At 71.9% G+C, this 18,307-nt stretch carries 17 protein-coding genes and 1 pseudogene; 7 read left to right on the top strand and 11 right to left on the bottom strand.

Annotated features, from left to right (window positions below; all coding sequences use genetic code 11):
• The 3 genes and pseudogenes from JNK30_RS20640 to JNK30_RS20630 all read right to left on the bottom strand — a co-directional run.
• A pseudogene (locus tag JNK30_RS20640) lies at positions 1–236 on the bottom strand (hypothetical protein); the annotation flags it as partial.
• A gap of 92 nt (positions 237–328) precedes the next feature.
• Positions 329–700, bottom strand: coding sequence for a PRC-barrel domain-containing protein (locus tag JNK30_RS20635; RefSeq protein WP_293485256.1), 372 nt, complete (start codon positions 698–700; stop codon positions 329–331).
• Between the two features lie 56 nt (positions 701–756).
• Complete coding sequence (locus JNK30_RS20630; protein ID WP_293485254.1) at positions 757–1,953, bottom strand: helix-turn-helix domain-containing protein; 1,197 nt, start codon at positions 1,951–1,953, stop codon at positions 757–759.
• Between the two features lie 140 nt (positions 1,954–2,093).
• Here JNK30_RS20630 and JNK30_RS20625 point away from each other — a divergent pair, with 140 nt between their 5' ends.
• Both JNK30_RS20625 and JNK30_RS20620 read left to right on the top strand, forming a co-directional pair.
• Positions 2,094–4,064 carry a TonB-dependent receptor gene (locus tag JNK30_RS20625; RefSeq protein ID WP_293485252.1) on the top strand — a complete coding sequence of 657 codons (1,971 nt, stop codon included), beginning with the start codon at positions 2,094–2,096 and terminating at the stop codon, positions 4,062–4,064.
• 43 nt (positions 4,065–4,107) lie between these two features.
• Positions 4,108–5,499 (top strand): PepSY domain-containing protein, encoded by a 1,392-nt coding sequence (locus JNK30_RS20620; protein ID WP_293485250.1) that lies wholly within the window; start codon positions 4,108–4,110, stop codon positions 5,497–5,499.
• A gap of 46 nt (positions 5,500–5,545) precedes the next feature.
• Here JNK30_RS20620 and JNK30_RS20615 read toward each other — a convergent pair whose 3' ends face one another.
• The 4 genes from JNK30_RS20615 to JNK30_RS20600 all read right to left on the bottom strand — a co-directional run bounded on the left by JNK30_RS20615 (position 5,546) and on the right by JNK30_RS20600 (position 9,500).
• On the bottom strand, positions 5,546–5,788 hold the full coding sequence (locus tag JNK30_RS20615) for a hypothetical protein (RefSeq protein WP_293485248.1): 243 nt from the start codon (positions 5,786–5,788) through the stop codon (positions 5,546–5,548).
• A 76-nt stretch (positions 5,789–5,864) separates the two neighbouring features.
• A complete protein-coding gene (locus JNK30_RS20610) occupies positions 5,865–6,779 on the bottom strand; it encodes an acyltransferase (RefSeq protein WP_293485247.1) in 915 nt (304 codons plus the stop codon).
• Between the two features lie 43 nt (positions 6,780–6,822).
• Positions 6,823–9,021, bottom strand: coding sequence for a xanthine dehydrogenase family protein molybdopterin-binding subunit (locus tag JNK30_RS20605; RefSeq protein ID WP_293485245.1), 2,199 nt, complete (start codon positions 9,019–9,021; stop codon positions 6,823–6,825).
• An 8-nt stretch (positions 9,022–9,029) separates the two neighbouring features.
• Positions 9,030–9,500, bottom strand: a complete 471-nt coding sequence (locus JNK30_RS20600) for a (2Fe-2S)-binding protein (protein WP_293485243.1) — start codon at positions 9,498–9,500, stop codon at positions 9,030–9,032.
• A 128-nt stretch (positions 9,501–9,628) separates the two neighbouring features.
• Here JNK30_RS20600 and JNK30_RS20595 point away from each other — a divergent pair, with 128 nt between their 5' ends.
• From JNK30_RS20595 to JNK30_RS20585, 3 genes are all read left to right on the top strand, one after another.
• Complete coding sequence (locus tag JNK30_RS20595; RefSeq protein WP_293485241.1) at positions 9,629–9,970, top strand: c-type cytochrome; 342 nt, start codon at positions 9,629–9,631, stop codon at positions 9,968–9,970.
• Complete coding sequence (locus JNK30_RS20590; RefSeq protein ID WP_293485239.1) at positions 9,971–10,855, top strand: bifunctional precorrin-2 dehydrogenase/sirohydrochlorin ferrochelatase; 885 nt, start codon at positions 9,971–9,973, stop codon at positions 10,853–10,855.
• Positions 10,856–10,964: 109 nt separating this feature from the next.
• Entirely contained in the window at positions 10,965–12,254 is a 1,290-nt protein-coding gene (locus tag JNK30_RS20585) for a dipeptidase (protein WP_293485237.1), read from the top strand.
• A gap of 193 nt (positions 12,255–12,447) precedes the next feature.
• On the opposite strand, the gene JNK30_RS20580 is transcribed toward JNK30_RS20585, so the two are convergent.
• From JNK30_RS20580 to JNK30_RS20565, 4 genes are all read right to left on the bottom strand, one after another.
• A complete protein-coding gene (locus JNK30_RS20580) occupies positions 12,448–12,840 on the bottom strand; it encodes a hypothetical protein (protein ID WP_293485235.1) in 393 nt (130 codons plus the stop codon).
• A 20-nt stretch (positions 12,841–12,860) separates the two neighbouring features.
• On the bottom strand, positions 12,861–14,525 hold the full coding sequence (locus JNK30_RS20575; RefSeq protein ID WP_293485233.1) for an MFS transporter: 1,665 nt from the start codon (positions 14,523–14,525) through the stop codon (positions 12,861–12,863).
• A gap of 87 nt (positions 14,526–14,612) precedes the next feature.
• Entirely contained in the window at positions 14,613–15,482 is an 870-nt protein-coding gene (locus JNK30_RS20570; protein ID WP_293485231.1) for an alpha/beta fold hydrolase, read from the bottom strand.
• Complete coding sequence (locus JNK30_RS20565) at positions 15,479–16,369, bottom strand: M23 family metallopeptidase (RefSeq protein WP_293485229.1); 891 nt, start codon at positions 16,367–16,369, stop codon at positions 15,479–15,481. The genes JNK30_RS20570 and JNK30_RS20565 overlap by 4 nt, the downstream gene beginning before the upstream one ends.
• A 244-nt stretch (positions 16,370–16,613) precedes the next feature.
• Between JNK30_RS20565 and JNK30_RS20560 the strand changes: the two genes are divergently transcribed.
• Both JNK30_RS20560 and JNK30_RS20555 read left to right on the top strand, forming a co-directional pair.
• On the top strand, positions 16,614–16,952 hold the full coding sequence (locus tag JNK30_RS20560) for a helix-turn-helix transcriptional regulator (protein WP_293485227.1): 339 nt from the start codon (positions 16,614–16,616) through the stop codon (positions 16,950–16,952).
• A gap of 25 nt (positions 16,953–16,977) precedes the next feature.
• Positions 16,978–18,276 (top strand): hypothetical protein, encoded by a 1,299-nt coding sequence (locus JNK30_RS20555; RefSeq protein WP_293485225.1) that lies wholly within the window; start codon positions 16,978–16,980, stop codon positions 18,274–18,276.
• Positions 18,277–18,307 lie beyond the last annotated feature (31 nt).

Here is an 18,307-nt window from a genome sequence, read left to right as displayed (position 1 = left end):
TCGTCCTTCAGGCTCCATTTCCCGGCCGACCACTTGCCGCGCCGCCCGATGGCTTCCCAGGTGCCGTCCGCCTTGAACCAAAGGCGCTGCGCCCGGCCGTCCGGATAGAGCGCCTTCACGGTGTTTCCGAAGGCGGGCGCGATGCGCGCGGCTTCCGCCGGCTGGGCCGCAGCGGCGGGGACGAAGGCGGTTGCGGCTCCGGCGAGGAGCGCAGTGACGGAAAGCAATGCACGCATGGAATCTCACGAGGTGACGACCGAACGACGGGCGGCGCAAGAGGCCCTGCCGCGCCTGAACCCAACCTGACCGTCGCCGTAGGCGCGGGGGACTAGAGCCAGTACGGACCGATCCCGTAGCCCGCGTAGTAGCGGTGGATGTCCTCGCGGCTGAGTTCGTCGTTCCAGCCCGAAAGCTCGCTCTCGTCGATCATGGGCGCGGTCTCCAGGGCGCCCTTGTCCATGGGGACCACGTAGGCGCGCTGCTCGGTGTCGTACTTCAGGAGCTTCCAGGGCACCGGGTGGTACTTCGCGCCGATCCCCAGGAGGCCGCCGAAGGACAGGATCGCATAGGCCACCTGACCCGAGACCTTCTCGATGGCGACGTCCTCGATCTTCCCGAGTTTCTCGCCCGCTGGGTTGACCACGTCGGTCCCGTTCACGCGGTCGGCTGGAATGAGCGGATGTTCCGGCTGGGCGGCCATCTCGGCGCCTCCTTCGAGCTGGTGGAGGCAGGGGAACGCGTCGCCGCCGCCGGGGTTCAGCGCCCGGCGACCACCGGCTTGGCCGCGATGTTGGTCCGCCCGACGCCGTCCACCGCGTAGAGCGCCTCGAGGGGCGAGGATGCCGGCAGCGCGGACAGGGCCTTGGCGTCCGCCGCGATCTCGGCCGTCTGCATGACCCCGATGTCGCGCGCGCCGGCGACGATCACGAACCGGTTTCCCGCCGCGCCCGTGAACGCCGCGAGGTAGCCGTAGTCCCGGTTCGGGCGGTCGCCGGACGCCGGCCCCGCGCCTGAGACGTAGGTCTCGCCGGTGCGGCGGTCGATCAGCTCGTCGAAGGTGTCGCCGACCGCGAACCGCGAGCGATCGAAGACCGGCTCCTGCAGCAGGCGCAGGGCCGACAGGTATCCCACGTAGACGATGTCGGCGCTCTTCATCAGGTCGGGCGTCAGCTGCGAGGCCGTGATCACCCGCACGCGGTCGCCGCGCCCTGCCGCCTCCCGCACCAGCGGGACGATCTGGCGCAGCGCGAGCGTCGCGCCGACGGGCGTGTAGTAGGTGTCGAGGTCGACATAGCGGCCCTGGAACTGCGGGTTGTCCATCAGCCAGGCGTCCAGGTCCGCCGGCGAGTTGATCTCGAACGCCCGGATCATCCGCCTCGGCGCGTCGCCGTTCTCGGTGTCGCCGAAGATGTAGTAGTCGCCGACCACCACGATGACGGGCCGCTCCCGCCCCACCCCCGCCCACAGCGGCGACGCGGCCGCGGCGGCCAGTTCGTGGGAGGGCGCGCGCTGGACCACCATCCACCAGGCGCCGAGATTGAGGGCGAGAACCAGGGCGGCGACCGCGGCGAAGGGACCCAGCCAGCGGGATCGACCCGCCGGGGCAGGCGCCGGCGGCGCGGCGGCGGGCGCGACCTCGACCACGTCCAGCCGATACTCGCCGATCGGGATCTCCAGGCGGTGCGGCGCGGCCGCGCCCTCGCCCGCATAGAACTCGGCCAGCTTCTTGCGCAGCCGGTGAACGTAGACCCGCACCGAGGCGTCGCCCGAAAGGTCGAGCACGCGGCCGAACACGTCCTGCGCCACGTCCGCTTCGCGCAGGGTGCGCCCCTGGCGGGCGGGGTCGGCCATGTAGTCGAAGAGCCGGGCCAGGCCTTGCGAGCGTCCGAGGACGCCGGCGGCGCGGATCCGCGCCACCTCCTCCGCCAACGCCCCGGCCAGATCGTCGCTCATACCCGGTCTTCGACCCCGCTCCGCGCCCTGTAACCCCCTGTAACGGTCCTGGAAACCGTAAAGTACGCGCGCCGACGCGCCCGCGCGGGCCCAAACCCACCCATGCGGGGCGGTCTGGCCGCACGCGATGGGGGACGACGATGACCGGTCGGATGAACGCGCTGCTGCTGGGCGCAGCGCTGGCGGCGTGGGGGACCGCGGCGATGGCCGCGGACTCCGAGGTGGCCGAACTGGTGGTGGCGGGGGCGCGCCTCGACGAGACCCTGCCGCAAGACCTGTCACGCTATGGCAGCGACCTGGAGGTGATCTCGGCCAAGGTGCTGCGCGACAACATCTACGTGGACGTGGGGCAGGCGCTGCAGATGCAGACGCCGGGCCTGTTCCTGTCCCCGCGGAACGGCCCCTTCTCGTACGCCGACATCGCTCTGCAGGGCTCGCGCACCGGCGACGTGCTGTGGCTCGTGGACGGCGTGCGGATCAACAACCGGCTCTACACGTCCACCAGCCCGGCCGACACCCTGCCCGCCAGCATGGTCGAGCGGATCGAGGTGCTGAAGGGCGGCCAGAGCCTGTTCTACGGCACCCAGGCGGCGGCGGGCGTCATCAACGTCGTGACCCGGCCCTACAGCGACGACCTCGGCGGGGTCTTCACCGTGGGGGGCCACACCAACGAGGGCGTCCACGCCGACCTCATGGTGCGCGGACCGGCCGGCCCGGCGAAGTTCGTGGCCTGGGCGTCCAAGGACGAGGCCGAGGGCTACCGCACCTTCGACGTCTTCCAGCCCAGCGCCACGGCGCGCAAGCGCGGCTACGACGTCGTGAGCTTCGGCGGGAAGCTGGGGCTCACGCTCTCGGACGACCTCGCGCTCAACCTCTACTACCAGCACACCGACGCGCACCTGGACTATCCGAACCCGCGCCTCACGCGGCTGGCCTTCAACGACCGCGACGAGGAGATCGGCAGCGTCTCGCTGGACTGGACGGCGAGCGAGGCGGTCCAGCTCTCGGTCAAGGGCTACTACCACGACTGGGACAGCGTCTATTCGACGGTCAACAACGTGCCCGGCGCCCCGGCCGCCCCGCCGGTGATCGTCGACGACCTCACCTACTGGGGCTACGAGGACTACGGCGTGGCCGTGCTGGCGAAGCTGAACCTGCACCGCGGGTTCGAGTACCAGCTCGGCTACGACTACCAGAACTTCAACGGACGCGACGAGGTGCTGCTGATCGCCCAGCAGACCGAGCGCGTGCACGCCCTGGTGGCCCAGGTCCGCACCACCGACGACCTCTTCGCCAACGCCCATCTCGCCGCCGGGGTCCGCTACAACCGCACGAAGGAGAGCGAGAAGGCGGTCTGGAACGTCTCCGGCCATTGGGACGTGACGCCGCAGCTGTACCTCGAGGGGATGATGGGCACGTCGTTCATCCTGCCCAGCGCGGAGCAGCTGTTCGGGATCGATCCATGCTGCGCGGTCGGCAACCCCGACCTGAAGCCGGAGGAGAGCCTGAACGGGAATGTCGCCGTCGGCGGCCGCGCCGGGCGGCTGACCTGGCAGGTCACGGCCTTCGCGCGCCGGATCGAGGACCTGATCGTCGACGACTACGTCCAGCCGGGCTTCCCGGACGGGATCTACATCAACACGCCGGGCAAGGTGCGCTCGCGCGGCCTCGAGGGGCAGGCCAGCGTCCAGGTGACCGACGCGCTGCGCGCCTTCGGCTCCTTCGCGCTGACGCGGACGCGGGCCGCGGGCGCGGGGCGGCAGTTCGACCGGATCCCGAAAGTCCAGGCCAAGGGCGGCGTCGTCTACGCGCCGGCCGACCGTCCCTTCGGCGCCTCGGCCAGCCTGCTCTGGACCGGCGACGTCCACCAGCAGGTGACCGACTTCGGGCGGGTGAACTACGGCGACTACGTGGTCGTGGACCTGGCGGCGCACGTCTACATCGACGCCGACCGCAGACACCGGCTCACCGCCCGGCTCGAGAATGCGTTCGACGAGGACTATGCGACGCGGGTGAACTCGGCGCGGATCGACCTCTCCACCCAGCGCTTCCTCTACCGGTTCCTCGGCGTGCCGCGGACCCTCAACGTGAGCTACGCCTATTCCTTCTGAGGCGGCCCGCTCCGCCCGCAGGCCCTGGGCGCCGAAGTGGCTGGTGGTGACCCATCGCTACGTGGGCGTCGTCATGGGCCTTTTGATGCTGCTGTGGTTCGCGAGCGGCGTCGTGATGCTCTTCGTGCGCTGGCCCGAGGTGACCGACCACGAACGCGCCGCAGGCCTGGCGCCCATCCCCTGGGAGGCCTGCTGCGACTTCGGCGGGCTGCCCGACGATCGGCGCTTCGAGCGGGCCGCCGTCGAGGCGTTGGCCGGCCGGCCGGTGCTCCGCCTCGACGGCGAGGTCTTCGACCTGGCGACGGGTCGCGGGCTCACGGGCGTCACCTCGGCCGAGGCGCGCCAGGTCGCCATCGCCTACGCCCGGGCCCATGGCGTCGCCGGCGACGCCGGCGCGGCCGAGGCCGTCGTGCGCGACCAGTGGACGGTGACCGGCTACTTCAACCGCGCCCGGCCCTTCTACCTGTTCCACTTCGACGATCCGGCCCGCACCGCCGTCTATGTCTCGGCCCGTGACGGCCGGGTGGCCCAGGCGGTGAACCGGACCGAAAAGGTCCTCAGCTGGCTGGGTCCGATCCCACACTGGCTCTACCCGGCGGTTCTCCGCGCGGACGTGAAGCTCTGGACGCAGGTGGTGATCTGGACGTCGCTGGCGGGCGTCTTCCTGACGGTGACCGGCCTCTACCTCGGCGTGGTCGCCTGGCGGCCCTGGCGCGACGCGCGCCTGACGCCCTATCGCGGGTGGATGGCCTGGCATCACCTGGGGGGACTGGCGGCCGGGCTGCTCACCCTGAGTTGGGTGGCGAGCGGCCTCCTCTCGGTCAACCCGTGGGGCCTGCTCGACAGCGACGGCGACGCGCGTGCGGCACGAGTGGCCGGCGCCGTGGACGTCGGGCAGCTGCGCGAGGCGGTCCTGGCGGCGAAGGCGGCGGGCGCGGCCGCGCATCGTCTCCGCGCGGCGCCGCTCGACGGCCGCGTCTACCTCATGGCCGACGGCGTGCGGCTCGACCCTCTGGCCCGTCCTGCGCCCCTGCAGGCGGCGGATCTGGCGGCGGCGGCCGGACGTCTCGGCCCCGTCCGTTCCGCGGCGCTGCTCGCCCGCGAGGACCAGTACTACCGGGGCCACCACGAGCCGGTCGCCCTGCCGGTCTACCGCGTGATCCTCCGGGACGGCGTCCGCGTCTATATCGACCCGGGCAGCGGCGAGGTCCGTCGCGTCGTGGACGCCGAGGCCCAGGGCTTCCGGTGGGCCTTCGAGGGCGCGCACCGGCTCGACTTCGTCGACGGGTTCGACCGGGGCCCGGGGTGGGCGGCCGCCATGACGGCGCTGCTGTTCCTGGGCGGGCTGGGGGTCGCCACCGGCGTATGGCTGGGCGTGCGCCGCGCGTCCGACGATCTGCGGCGTCTGAATCGAAACGCCCCGAGACTCGGCTGAGTCCCGGGGCGTCCGGATCGTCGCGGCGATGACGCCGCGCTCGCCCTTACTTGGACGGGCTGGTGTCGGGGGTGTTGGCCGTGGTGGCCCCACCGTCCGCGTTACCGGCCTGCTGCTCGACGGCGTCGGCAGCGGCGTTGAGCTGGGTTTCCTTCGCCTCGTTGGGCGTGGCGGCGGCCTGGGCTTCCAGGCTGTCGGCCTTTTGCTCGGCGGCCTTGTCGGCGCTGCTTTCGCAGGCGGCGAGGCTCAGGGCGCCCAGGGCGGCGACGGCGGCGATTGCGATGCGCATGGGGTCTCTCCGGTTCAGCTTGCCGACATAGAGCGCACGAATGCGTGATCGGTTCACCGGAACTGCGAAATAGCCGTCACCACGCCGGTCGCGGGCCCGGTTTCAGCCTCAAAGCGGGCTTTTCCACGAGGAACCAGCTCGCCAGGGCGAACGGCGTCACGGCCAGGATCGAGGTGACGACGCTCAGGTGGCCCTGGATGGCCAGCCACTGCTGCAACGGGAAGGCGTAGATATAGACGCCATAGGACAGATCGGCGGGAAGCTTGCCGGGCCGCGCGAGCCCAAGTACCGCGGTGGGCAGGGCCAGGGGCCCCAGCAGGGGAAACGACAGGGCGGAGGCCGCGCCCAGCCACAGCGGCGGCTTCCAGTCGCGCAGCAGGATCGCGGCGCCCGCGAAGAACAGCAGGCCGTTGCGCGCCGCGAGGAAGACGACCCGCGTCAGGGTCTCGTCGGCCCAGTTCGGCATGGTGAGCCGCATCGTGAGCCACACCGCCGCGCAGAGCGCCGCCAGGCCGTAGACCGCGGCAGGCCGCGCACGGATCAGCATCAGCACGAGATAGAAGGTGAACTCCAGCCGCAGGGTCCACAGGACGCCGTTGACGACCCCGGCCATGGGAGCATCGGCGAACACCCCCGGCAGGTCGTAGGTCACGGGGTAGAGCAGCGCGTTCCGCAGCACATAGAGCGCGGCCGCCGGCCAGTACTCGGCGGCGGGCGCCGTGGTCACGAAGGCCAGCAGCACCACGGTCACGACGAGCGAGGCGATCAGCCCGGGCTCGATGCGCAGCACGCGCTTCAGCAGGTAGGTCTTCGGGTCCCGCAGGTAACTCGCGGTCACCAGGTAGCCCGAGATCACGAAGAAGATCGACACGCCCAGGGCGCCGAGGTCCTCGACACCCACGATGCGAAGCGGCGGGTCCCCCGCGAGCGGAAACGCGTGGCTCACCACGACGAGCAGCGCCGCGATGAGCCGCATCAGGTCGAAGTTCATGGCTCCGCCGTACACCGTCCTCCCCCGCAAGGGGAGGGCGGCGTCAGGCCTTCACGAACGGCTGGCTCAGCACGGGCTGGCCGCTGATGGCCAGGAGCGCGTTGGCGACCGCGGGCCCGATCACGGGCGTGCCCGGCTCGCCCACGCCGCTCGGCGGGGCCGCCGAGGGGACGATGTAGGTCTCCACCGTCGGGGCCTCCGAGTTGCGCAGCACGCGGTAGCTGTCGAAGTTGACCTGGTCGACCACCCCGTCGGTGAGGGTCACGGCCCCGAAGAGCGCGGCCGAAAGGCCGTAGCAGGTCCCGCCCTCCATCTGGGCCGCGATCTGGTTCGGGCTGATGGCGATGCCGCAGTCGATGGCGGTGACCACACGTCCCACCTTGGGTGCGCCGTTCTCGAGCCTGACCTCGGCCACCTGGGCGACCACCGAGCCGAAGCTCTCGTGGACGGCGACGCCGCGGGTCCAGCCCGCGGGCGGCGGCGCGGTCCAGCCGGCCTTCTCGGCCGCCAGGTCCAGGACCGCCAGGTGCCGCTTGGCCCCCGCCTTCTGGTAGAGCGCCCGCCGGTAGGCCACCGGGTCCTTGCCGGCCTTGCGCGCCAGCTGGTCGATCGTGTGCTCCATCACATAGGCCGTGTGGGTCGCGCCCACCGAACGCCACCACAGCACCGGCACGCCCGCGTCCGGGGTCAGGAGCTGACCGTCCACCACCGGCGTCGCCTTGAGGTAGGGCGAGCCCATCGAGCCCTCCACGGCGGTGAAATCGATCTCGGCGGTGGGCGCGCCGGGCGGGGCGCCCTTCATGATCGACTGGGTGACGATCCGGTGCCGCCACGTGGCCGGGAAGCCGTCCTTGTCCACGGTCACGCGCACTGCGTGATGCACGAGCGGCCGGTAGTAACCGGCGCGCATGTCGTCCTCGCGGGTCCAGACCAGCTTCACCGGCCGTCCCTTGCCCACCTTCTTGGCGATCTGCACGCACTCGACCACGAAGTCGGACTGGAAGTTGCTGCGGCGGCCGAACGAACCGCCTGCGAACAGGGTCTCGATCTCCACCGATCCCGGCAGGGCCGTGGCCGCGCGCGCCACGTTGATCTGGTCGAGGGTCTGGCCCTGGGCGCCGTAGACCAGCCGGGGCGGGCCCTTGCCCACCATGGCCACGCAGTTCATCGGCTCCATGGTGGCGTGGGCGAGGTAGGGAAAATCGTAGGTCACGTCGACGGCGGCGGTTCCGCCGGCGGCCTGCGCCGCGTCGCCCTTGGCGTCGAACGCCTTCCACTCGGTCTTGGCCGGCGCGGCGGCCTTGCCGGCGGCGTAGTCGCGGAACTGCTGGGCGAGGGTCGCCGAGCTTCGCGTCTCGGCCTTCGACTCGTCCCAGGTGACCTTGAGGGCGTCGCGGCCGGTCTTCGCCGCCCAGGTGGAGCTGGCGACCACCGCCACCCCGCTGGGGATCTGGAAGACGTCGACGACGCCGGGAACCTTGCGGGCCGCGGCCGCGTCGAAGCTCGCCACCTTGGCGCCGAAGCGCGGCGGGTGGGCCACCATTGCCGTCAGCATATCGGGCAGGCGGACGTCCTGGGTGAAGCGGGCCGTGCCGTTTGACTTCGCGGCCGAGTCCTTGCGCCGCACGCGGTCCGTGCCCACCAGGGTGAAGGCCGAGGGGTTCTTGAGCGTCGGCGCCTCGGGCGGCGTGACCTTGGCGGCGTCGGCCACCAGTTCGCCGAACCCCAGCGAGCGGCCCGATCCCGCGTGGCGGACAAGGCCGTTCTCGACGGTGATCTCCGCCGCCGGCACGCTCCACTTGGCGGCCGCGGCCTGGACGAACATGGCCCGCGCGGCGGCGCCGGCCTTGCGCATCTTCATCCACGAGTCCGAGATCGCCGACGAGCCGCCCGTGCCCTGCGTTCCGCCCATCATGGCGTTGCCGTAGAGCTTGGCGTTGGCGGGGGCCTGCTCGACCTTCACCTTCGTCCAGTCGGCGTCGAGTTCCTCGGCCGCGATGGCGGCGAGGCCGGCGTGGTTTCCCTGCCCGAACTCGATGTGCTTCGAGAGGACGGTGACCGTCCCGTCGGGATCGAACTTCAGGAACGGACCGAACGCGCCCGGCTCGACGCGGCTGCCGTAGGACAGCACGTCCGGGAGCGAGCAGCCGACCAGCAGGGACGAGCCGGCCAGGGTGGCGCCGACCACGAGCGCCTGGCGGCGGGTCGGCGCGGCGGAGAGGTTCGCAACGGGCTTGTTCATGACCGACCTCACGCGCCCGGCGCCGCGGGCGTAGGCGCCGCTGCCGCATCCTTGATCGCCGCGCGAATTCGCTGATACGCGCCGCACCGGCAGATGTTGCCGTCCATCGCCGCGGAGATCGCGGCGTCGTCGGGACGGGGGTTGGCCGCGAGCAGGGCCGCGGCGCTCATGATCTGGCCCGACTGGCAGTAGCCGCACTGGGGCACGTCCAGCCTGACCCAGGCCGCCTGCAGCGGATGCGTCCCGCCGAGGCCCTCGATCGTGGTGATCTTCGCCGCGCCGACAGCCGAGACGGGAACCTGGCAGGCCCGGATAGGCTGACCGTCGGCCAGCACCGTGCAGGCGCCGCACTGGGCCACGCCGCACCCGTATTTCGTGCCGGTCAGCCCCAGTTCATCTCGCAGGACCCACAACAGCGGCGTGTCCGGCGGCGAGTTGACGTTCATGGCCCGCCCGTTCACATCGACTGTCGTCGGCATGGGATCCCCGATCTCGCTGATTTGCGGCCGATCCTAACGTTGTTCAGACCGCGCCGTAAATCGAACCTTGGTCCGGGACGGCGACGGAAGGTATTGCGTACCCAAACTACGAAGTGCCAGGAGCCCGAATGCCCCGCGTCGCCGCCCTCGCCGCTCTCGTCTCGCTCTCCGCCGCGCCCGCGCTGGCGGCCGACGGAGCCCAGCTGTTCAATCTCCAGTGCAAGATGTGCCACGGCGGATCGGTCATGGGCCCCGCGCTGAACGGCGTGGCCGGCGCCCCGATCGCGTCCAAGCCCGGCTTCGCCTATTCGCCCGGCCTGAAGAACAAGGGCGGGACCTGGACCGAGGCCAATCTCGACGCCTACCTCAAGGCCCCGTCGCAGTTCGCGCCGGGCACCAAGATGCTGATCGCGGTGCCCTCCGACGAGAACCGCGCGGCGATCGTCGCCTACCTCAAGACCCTGAAATAGATGGACGCCTTCCCCGCCTTCTTCCCGCTCGCCGGCCGCACGCTGGCGATCGCGGGCGAGGGCGAGGCGGCCGAGGCCAAGGCCCGGCTGTTCGAGGGATCTCCGGCCACGGTCGTGCGGCTCTCGACCGCCGAGGCTCTGGACCCGGGGTCCTATGCCGGGATGACGCTCGCCTTCATCGCGGGCGAGGACGACGCCTGGGCGCGCGACGCGGCCGAGGCGGCGCGGCGGGCGGGCGTGCCGGTCAATGTCGTCGATCGCCCCGCGCTCTGCGACTTCACGACCCCGGCGGTGATCGACCGGGGCGAGGTCGTGGCCGCCATCGGCACGGGCGGCGCGTCGCCCATGCTGGCGACCATGCTGCGCCACGACATCGAGGCCCGCGTGCCGGAAGGCGCGGGCCGGATCGCCGCCCTCTTCCGCACCATGGCCGAGGAGATCCGCGCCGTGCTGCCCGAGGCGCATGCGCGCCGCCGCTTCCTGCGCGCCGCCCTGACCGGCCCGGCCGCCGAGTCGGCCATGGCCGGCGACATGCAGGGCGCCCGCGAGCGCCTGCGCGCCGCGCTGTTCGAGGGACCGCAGCTGCGCGGCGTCGTCCGCTACATCGACGCCCGCGGCCCGGCCGACCTCCTGACCCTGCGCGCCGCCCGGGCCCTGGCGGCCGCGGACGTCCTGGTGTGCGACCCGGACGCCCACGCCGACGTGCTGGCGCTGGCCCGCCGCGACGCCGAGCGCGTCCACGACCGCTCCGTCGCGGACCTGGCCGATCTCGCCGCAGAAGGGCTCACGGTCGCGCGACTGGTCACCACGCCGGCCTGGCGCACGGAACGCGCCGCCCTCGACGCCTCGGGCGTCGCCACGGACGTGCTCCCCATCGCCGGATGAACGGACTGTGCGCAACCGCGGCGGGCGAGCCGCGGCCCCGCATGGGATGTCTGTGTTTTCCGCGCCTTTTGTGGTTCGAAGGGCGGGGACTTCGACGGGGAGGATCGTCATGCGGGTATTCGTGGCAGCCGGGGCGGTGGCGGCGCTCGCCGCTGCGTCGACGACGCAGGCCCAGCCGGCCGACGCCCGGATCGCGGCGCGGGTCGAGAAGGTCCTGAAGGCGACGCCCCTCATCGACGGCCACAACGACGTCCCCTGGGCGATCCGCCAGCGCGTGGGGGTGCATCCCGAGAAGATCGACCTGGCGACGGACACCCGCCACCTCGTGGAGGCCGGCGGCCCGGGCATGATGACGGACATCCCGCGCCTGAAGGCCGGCCGGGTCGGCGGCCAGTTCTGGAGCGTCTTCATCCCCTCCAGCTTCGAGGGCCCGCTGGCCGTGCAGATGACCCTGGAGCAGATCGACATCGTCAAGTCGCTGCCGCAGCGCTACCCGGCGACCTTCGAGATGGCCTACACCGCGGACGACGTCGTGCGCATCCACAGGGGCGGCAAGGTCGCCTCCCTCGTGGGCGTCGAGGGGGGCCACCAGATCGGCGACAGCCTGCCTGTCCTGCGGCAGCTCTACGCCGCGGGCGCGCGCTACATGACGCTGACCCATTCGCTGAACACGCGCTGGGCCGACTCGGCCACGGCCAACCCCCAGCATGGAGGCCTGACGCCCTTCGGCGAGGAGGTCGTGCGCGAGATGAACCGCCTGGGCATGCTGGTCGACCTCAGCCACGTGTCGGAGGACACCATGAAGGACGCCCTGCGCGTGGCGCAGGCGCCGGTGATCTTCTCCCACTCGGGCGCCGACGGCGTCGCCGACCACGCCCGCAACGTCTCGGACGAGGTTCTGGCGCTGGTGAAGGCCAACCGCGGCGTGGTGATGGTGAACTTCCTGCCGAACTACGTGAGCCGCGCCCGCATGGAATGGGCCGCGGCGCGGTCGGCCGAGCAGGCCCGCTACAACGCGCCGCCGTTCGGCGGCCTCTACATCGGCCAGCCAGAGCGGGCGAAGGCCGCGCTCGCCGAATGGGACAAGGCCAACCCGAAGCCGCCGGTCACGCTGGCGATGGTCGCGGACCACGTCGAGTACCTGGCGAAGGTCTGCGGCATGGGCTGCATCGGCATCGGCTCGGACTTCGACGGCATCGGCGACACGCCTGACGGCCTGGACGGCGTGGACAAGTTCCCCGACCTGCTGGCCGAACTGGCCCGCCGCGGGTGGAGCGACGCCGACCTCGCGGGCCTTGCCGGCGGCAATGTCCTGCGGGTCATGCGCGAGGCCGAGGCCGCGGCGAAGCGCCTGCAGGCCACGACCCAGCCCAGCTACGCCACCCTGTCCGGCTCCTGAGGCGGCTGTCCTGGATCCGGTCTCAACACCCGGTCGTCCCGGCGAAAGCCGGGATCCAGATGGAAGGGCTCAGGTGCGGCTTTCGTAGGCCCGGAGCCCCTCCAACCACGATCTCGCACGTGGATCTGGGTCCCGGCATTCGCCGGGACGGCCGGACGCCGTCGAAATTGCTGATATCGAATGGAGTTGAACCCTAGCGCGGCTGGGGCGCGCCGGGTCCGCGGCGGCCCTCGGCCTGCAGCGCGTCGCCGATCTCCTTCGTCTCGCGGCCCCACACCTGCATGTCGCCGCCGCAGCGGGCAGCCTCCGCCTTGACGCGCTCCGCGTCGGCCATCATGCCGCGCGCCTCGTCGATCAGCCGGGGCTTCACCTCGATCGAGGGGTCCCGGCCTTTGAGGCGGCCCATGTAGTAGCCGAAGCCGGTGACGGCGCCCTGGCGCAGGGCGGGATCCTCGGTGCGGGCGGCGAACATGGTCATGATCACCATGCAGCGCAGGTCGTCCCGCGCGGGATCCGCGGGCTGGGCGACGGCGGGCGGGGGCAGGCACAAGGCGCAGCCCAGCGCGATCGGGACGAGACGGCGCATGGCGGGCTCCGGGTCCGGCGTCAGGTGTTGAGCGGCTTGCCGTTGGTTTCCGGCAGCAGCAGCAGGCAGACGATCACCGAAACCGCGGTGAAGGCGAAGGGGTACCAGAGGCCGGAATAGAGATGGCCTGTCGCGGTCACGATGGCGAACGCGGTGAAGGGCACGAACCCGCCGACCCAGCCGGTGCCGATGTGGTAGGGCAGCGACAGGGCGGTGTAGCGCACGCGGGTCGGGAACAGCTCCACCAGGCACGCCGCGATCGGGCCGTAGAGGGCCGTGGCGGCGACCACGAAGATCAGCAGCACGCCGAACGCGCCGATCAGGTTCATCCGCTCGGGATCGGCCTTGGCGGGATAGCCGGCCTGGGCCAGCGTCGTCTTGATCCGGCTTTCGACCGAGGCCTTCACCGCCTTGGCCACGTCCGGCGAGAGCCCCTCGGCGCTGGTCGAGGGGATGGTCTGATAGCCGATGCGCACCATCGCCGCCCGCCCGGGCACGCCGGCTTCGTTCGTGTAGGAGACGCCCGCGTTCGCCAGGGTCGACTTGGCGATGTCGCACGAGGACAGGAACGTCGCCTTGCCCACCGGATCGAACTGCAGCGTGCAGTCCGCGGGATCGGCGATCACGACCACCGGGGTTCGCGCCTGGGCCTCGGTGAGCGCGGGATTGAGCGTCTGGCTGAGGAGGTGGAAGCCGGGGAAGTAGGCCGCCAGCATCAGCACCATGCCGAACAGCATCACGGGCTTGCGGCCGGCGCGGTCGGAGAGCCAGCCGAAGAAGACGTAGAGCGGCGCCGAAGCCGCCGTGGCCGCCATCATCAGCAGGTTGATGGTCTCGGGCGGCGCCTTCAGGAAGCGCTCCATGAAGGTCTGCGAGTAGAAGAACGCCGTGTACCAGACGGCCCCCTGGGCGAACATGATCGCCACCAGGGCGATGAGCACCAGCCTGAGGTTCGGCCAGCGGCCGAAGGCCTCGGCGAACGGCGCCTTGGTCTCGCCCCCTTCGGCCTTGAGCTTCGCGAACTCCGGGCTCTCCGTGAGCTTCAGGCGCATCCAGATCGAGATGGCCAGCAGGATGCCCGAGACCAGGAACGGGATGCGCCAGCCCCAGGCGTCGAACGCCTCCGGGCCCACGGCGAGGCGGGTCGCGAGGATCACCAGCAGCGCCGAGAACAGGCCGAACGCCGCCGAGGTCTGGATCCACGACGTGGCCCCACCCCGCCCGTTGGCGGGGGCGTGTTCGGCCACGTAGATCGCGGCCCCGCCATACTCTCCGCCCAGGGCGAAACCCTGCAGGATCCGCATCAGGATCAGCAGGATCGGGCCGATGATCCCGGCCTGGGTGTAGCTGGGCAGGAGCCCGATCGCGACGGTCGCGCCGCCCATCAGGAGCACGGTGGCCAGGAACGCGCCCTTGCGCCCCGCGCGGTCGCCGATCCGGCCGAAGACCAAGGCGCCCAGCGGCCGGAACAGGAACCCGGCCCCGAACAGCGCCAGCGCCGCCGCCAGCCCCGCCGTCTCGGGCAAGCCCGTGAAGAACGTCTTGGAAATGACCCCGGTCAGGCTGCCGAAAACGAAGAAATCGTACCACTCGAACGTGGTGCCGGCCGAACTCGCGGCGACCACGGTCCGGAGCGATGTCGCCGGCAGCACCTCGGGCTCCTGGTCCGCAGTCGTCTCCGCCATTGTCGATCTCCCCGAACTGTCGCGCTGATCTAGCGTGGAACGGCGGCGCCTGAGAAGGAGTGACGACCGTGGACGCGTGACCGCACGCTAGCGCAGCGTGGCGGCCTTCAGCACGTGGTCCACGCCCCGGACGACGGCGTCCGCGTGCCGCGGGCCCAGGAGGTTCGCGTGGGTGGCCGGCGCGACATGCTCCAGGTAGCCGAAGCGCGACTGCTTCGCCGGCGCCTCCTGAGCGGCGCGGATCGGCGCGCGGATCGTCTTGGCGCCGGCGGTGACGACGGCGACGGGCAGTTCGGCGGGCAGGTCCAGCGCGCCCGCCAGTTTCGACGTGGCCGGCCACTGCGTCACCTCCGCGGAGGCGCCGCGCGCGTGCGGCGCCGAGCCGTGGATGCGCCGCTTCTCGGCCGCGGCGAGGGAGGGCAGGCCGATCAGGTTCGAGCTCACCAGCGACACCGGGACCATCAGGCCGAACCGGGCGCCTCGGCTGACGACCTCCAGCAGCCCCCCGAACGAGCGGACCGCCTCCGCGCCGCCCGGCACGTCGAGGATGGCGGGCGTCACCGCATCCACCAGCACCAGCCCGCGGATCGGCCGCCGCTCGCGCTCGAGCGCGAAGAGCCGCACCATGAGCCCGCCCATCGAATGGCCCGCGAGCAGCACCGGACCGTGCTCGCCGAGGCGGTCGAGGAGCGCTTCGAGGTCGTCGTTGATGGCGCGTCCGTCGCGCGGCTCGGGCCCCGGATCGGAATGCCCAAGCCCCGCGCGGTCGTAGGCGAGGCTGCGCAGGCCCTTCTGCGCAAGCTTGTCCTGGACCACGGCCCAGTCGGTGGCGCACCCGAAAGCGCCGTGCTCGCAGACGATCAGCGGCGCTTCGCCCGTCGCCGGCCCGGCGCGCACCACCCGCAGGCAGCGACCGCCGATGTCGATGCGCTCGCCCCGGTAGTTCGCGGGCTTCAAAGGCTGAGCTGCGCCCGCGGCCGGCCGTCCGGCCCGATCGAGAGGCCCTTCAGGCCGTCGATCTTCTCCTGCTGGGCGGCGGCTTCGGCCAGCCCCTTCAAGTTCCGCTCGGCGGCGGCCTCGTCCTGGGCGTCGGTGGTGACGCGCTTCACGATCAGGACCGGCTTGTCGGACTTGGCGTCCATCAGGGCGCGCTTGCTGGCGGGGATGAACGAGACGTAGGCCATGCGGACGCGGCCGGAGTAGCGCTTGGCCTTGTCGAGCGGCAGGTCGCCGGCCTCGGCGAAGGCGCGGCCCAGGAACATCGCCGGATTCAGCGGCTTCCCGTCCGGGTCGCGGATCTCAAAGTGCAGGTGCGGGCCGGTGGAGACCCCCGTCGAGCCGATCTTGCCGATCGGCTGGCCCGCCTCGACCTGGACACCCGGCTTCACGTCCGAGCCGATGGCGCCGAGGTGGGCGTAGTAGGTGGTCAGGCCGGCTGTGTGGCGTACGGCCACGAAGCGGCCGTATCCGCCCTTGGTCCCGGCCTCGGTCACGACGCCGTCCGCCACCGCCACGACCGCCACGCCCGCATCGGCGGAGATGTCGACGCCCTCGTGAAGGCGGCCGCTGCCCTCCCACGGAAGCTGACGCAGGCCGAAGGGCGAAATGATCTGCCGGCCCGGCACGGGCTCTTCGAAGGCGATCAGGACCTCGCCGGCGTCCGCCTGGGCCACCTGAACCGGCGCCACCGCGGAGGCCGGCGCGGAAATCGGCCGCACTTTCGGGGCGGCCGGCAGGGACGCGTGCGCCACGGCGAAGGCGGACACGCCCGCCACCAGCACGATGGCGGCTTCCGCCTTGCGGCGCGCGCTCCACCCGCCCGTGATCGATCTGCCGTTCGCCAAGGGATGCTCCAACCGCCGTTTCTCGGCCGTCCAACCCCGGCGAGCCCGCCAGGTTGCCGCGCCTTCTAGGCAAAATCCGGGCCGCGGGCGAGTCCTTGCGCCTGCGGAGCGAGCGCGAAGCGACGCCTTTCGCCGAACATCGGGACATGATAGCGGGACAAGCGTGTACACGTCGTATATTTACGTCTTAAGTACTTACTAAGTTCGCCGGCTCGCGCGTGAGCCGAGCGACGCGGAGTTCCCGATGCCCAGACCTGCCACGGATCCGGCGAAGGCCGCCCACATCAAGGCGCTGCGCCAGGAGGCGGGCCGGTGGCTCAAGGCGTCGCGCGAACAGGCCGGGCTGACCCAGGCGGAGCTCGCCGAGCGGGTGGGGCTGCGCTACTACACCTTCGTCAGCCAGGTCGAAAGCGGGCTCGGCCGCCTGCCGATCGAGACGCAGGGGGCCTGGGCCGAAGCGCTGGGGCTCGAGCCGGGCGAGTTCGCGCGCACCCTGCTGCGGTACTACGAGCCGGAGCTCTTCAGGCTGCTCTTCGGCGGCGAGGGCGCGGCCCGTGCGCAGGCTGGCCGAGCGGCCGGATAGTCCGCCAGGAGATTTTCCGAGCGCCATGGGCCAGGTCGTCCCCTTCATTGCCCGCGTCCGCGACAGCGGCGACTGGACCGCCGCCGAGCGCGTCCGCCTGCAGGCGCTGGCGGACCAGCTCGCCGCGGCGGGCGTCGATGTGGAAGTGATCTTCGGCGCGACCGACGAAGGTGACCCGTGGTGCGTCGTCACCGACGGCTCCGGCGACGTGCTGATCCACGTGGCGCGCATCGACGGCAGGTTCGTGGTCCACTCGGCGGTCGACGACGCCATCGACGAGAGCTTCGACCTGCATGCGGCGCTCCGCCAGCGGCTGGCGGTCACCGAGGAGGCCATCGCGCCGAAGTCGGCGGCGATCCTGCCCTTCACCGGGCGCGACGGTCAGACCTTCCTCGCGCTGATCGTGGCCGCCGCGTTCTTCTACGAGACCGCCTCCATCGGAGGCGGGGCCGAGGCCGCGGAGATCGTCGCCAGCCCGCCGCCGCCGGACGAGCCGGGCGCCGCGCCGCCGCCGGCGGACGCCCCGGCGCAGGACCGGGAAGTCGCGATCCAGGGTGCGGCGCTGAACGAGCCTGCCGCGGCGCGCGCGCCTGTGGAAGCCGGTCTCGCCGCCATGGCGTCGGCCGTCGCCACGGCCGCCGCCCCTCCCGGCGCGTCCGCGCCGGAGCCGGGCGCGGCGGCGGCGCTGCAGATCGAGCTCCCGCCGGCGGCTCCGGCGGAGGCCCCGCCCCCGATCCTGCGGGGCGGAGCCGGGGACGACAGCCTTGTGGGCTCGGCCGCCGCCGAGCGGATGGACGGCGGAGCGGGCGACGACACGCTCGTCGGCGGAGGCGGCCGCGACACCCTGCTGGGCGGCGCCGGCGACGACCGCATCGAGTTCACCGACGGGGCCATCGTCGAGGGCGGTTCCGGCGCCGACAGCTTCGTGGTCGCGGCGTCGAGCGCGGGCGCCGGCCCGGACACGCTGCTCGGCGTGATCGTCGATTTCTCGTTCGAGCAGGGGGACAGGATCGTCACCGCCGCGGGCCGGGTCGTGGTCGCGCCCCGCCCGCCGGACGGGACCGAACCACAGGCTCCCGGTCCCGGCGTCACGCCTCCCGGCGACTTCGGCGTCAGTACGCTGGGGCCGACCCTGCCGGGGCCGACGACCCTGGTCCCGACCACGCCGACCCGGGTGGACGTCGACATCGACGGCGACGGCGTCATCGACGGCTACGTGCTGGTGAGCTTCCGTCCGCCGGAGCCCACGACGCCGCCGCCTGCCGAGGACGCGGGCATCGTGGTGACCGGCCAGGCGCTGCCCCCGCCGGACCCCTTCGGCTGAGCCGCGCTCAGACCCTCACCAAGAGCTTGAG

The organism is Phenylobacterium sp., from assembly GCF_016793225.1.
Taxonomy (GTDB): domain Bacteria; phylum Pseudomonadota; class Alphaproteobacteria; order Caulobacterales; family Caulobacteraceae; genus Phenylobacterium.
This window is presented reverse-complemented; position numbering and strand designations above follow the sequence as displayed.

Bases quoted from the DNA above. Each gene is read 5' to 3' on its own strand.
- JNK30_RS20580 (WP_293485235.1), bottom strand. From the start codon at position 12,840: ATGCGCCGTCTCGTCCCGATCGCGCTGGGCTGCGCCTTGTGCCTGCCC.
- JNK30_RS20610 (WP_293485247.1), bottom strand. From the start codon at position 6,779: ATGAACTTCGACCTGATGCGGCTCATCGCGGCGCTGCTCGTCGTGGTG.
- JNK30_RS20555 (WP_293485225.1), top strand. From the start codon at position 16,978: ATGGGCCAGGTCGTCCCCTTCATTGCCCGCGTCCGCGACAGCGGCGAC.
- JNK30_RS20605 (WP_293485245.1), bottom strand. From the start codon at position 9,021: ATGAACAAGCCCGTTGCGAACCTCTCCGCCGCGCCGACCCGCCGCCAG.
- JNK30_RS20560 (WP_293485227.1), top strand. From the start codon at position 16,614: ATGCCCAGACCTGCCACGGATCCGGCGAAGGCCGCCCACATCAAGGCG.
- JNK30_RS20590 (WP_293485239.1), top strand. From the start codon at position 9,971: ATGGACGCCTTCCCCGCCTTCTTCCCGCTCGCCGGCCGCACGCTGGCG.
- JNK30_RS20615 (WP_293485248.1), bottom strand. From the start codon at position 5,788: ATGCGCATCGCAATCGCCGCCGTCGCCGCCCTGGGCGCCCTGAGCCTC.
- JNK30_RS20595 (WP_293485241.1), top strand. From the start codon at position 9,629: ATGCCCCGCGTCGCCGCCCTCGCCGCTCTCGTCTCGCTCTCCGCCGCG.
- JNK30_RS20625 (WP_293485252.1), top strand. From the start codon at position 2,094: ATGACCGGTCGGATGAACGCGCTGCTGCTGGGCGCAGCGCTGGCGGCG.
- JNK30_RS20585 (WP_293485237.1), top strand. From the start codon at position 10,965: ATGCGGGTATTCGTGGCAGCCGGGGCGGTGGCGGCGCTCGCCGCTGCG.
- JNK30_RS20600 (WP_293485243.1), bottom strand. From the start codon at position 9,500: ATGCCGACGACAGTCGATGTGAACGGGCGGGCCATGAACGTCAACTCG.
- JNK30_RS20630 (WP_293485254.1), bottom strand. From the start codon at position 1,953: ATGAGCGACGATCTGGCCGGGGCGTTGGCGGAGGAGGTGGCGCGGATC.
- JNK30_RS20635 (WP_293485256.1), bottom strand. From the start codon at position 700: ATGGCCGCCCAGCCGGAACATCCGCTCATTCCAGCCGACCGCGTGAAC.
- JNK30_RS20575 (WP_293485233.1), bottom strand. From the start codon at position 14,525: ATGGCGGAGACGACTGCGGACCAGGAGCCCGAGGTGCTGCCGGCGACA.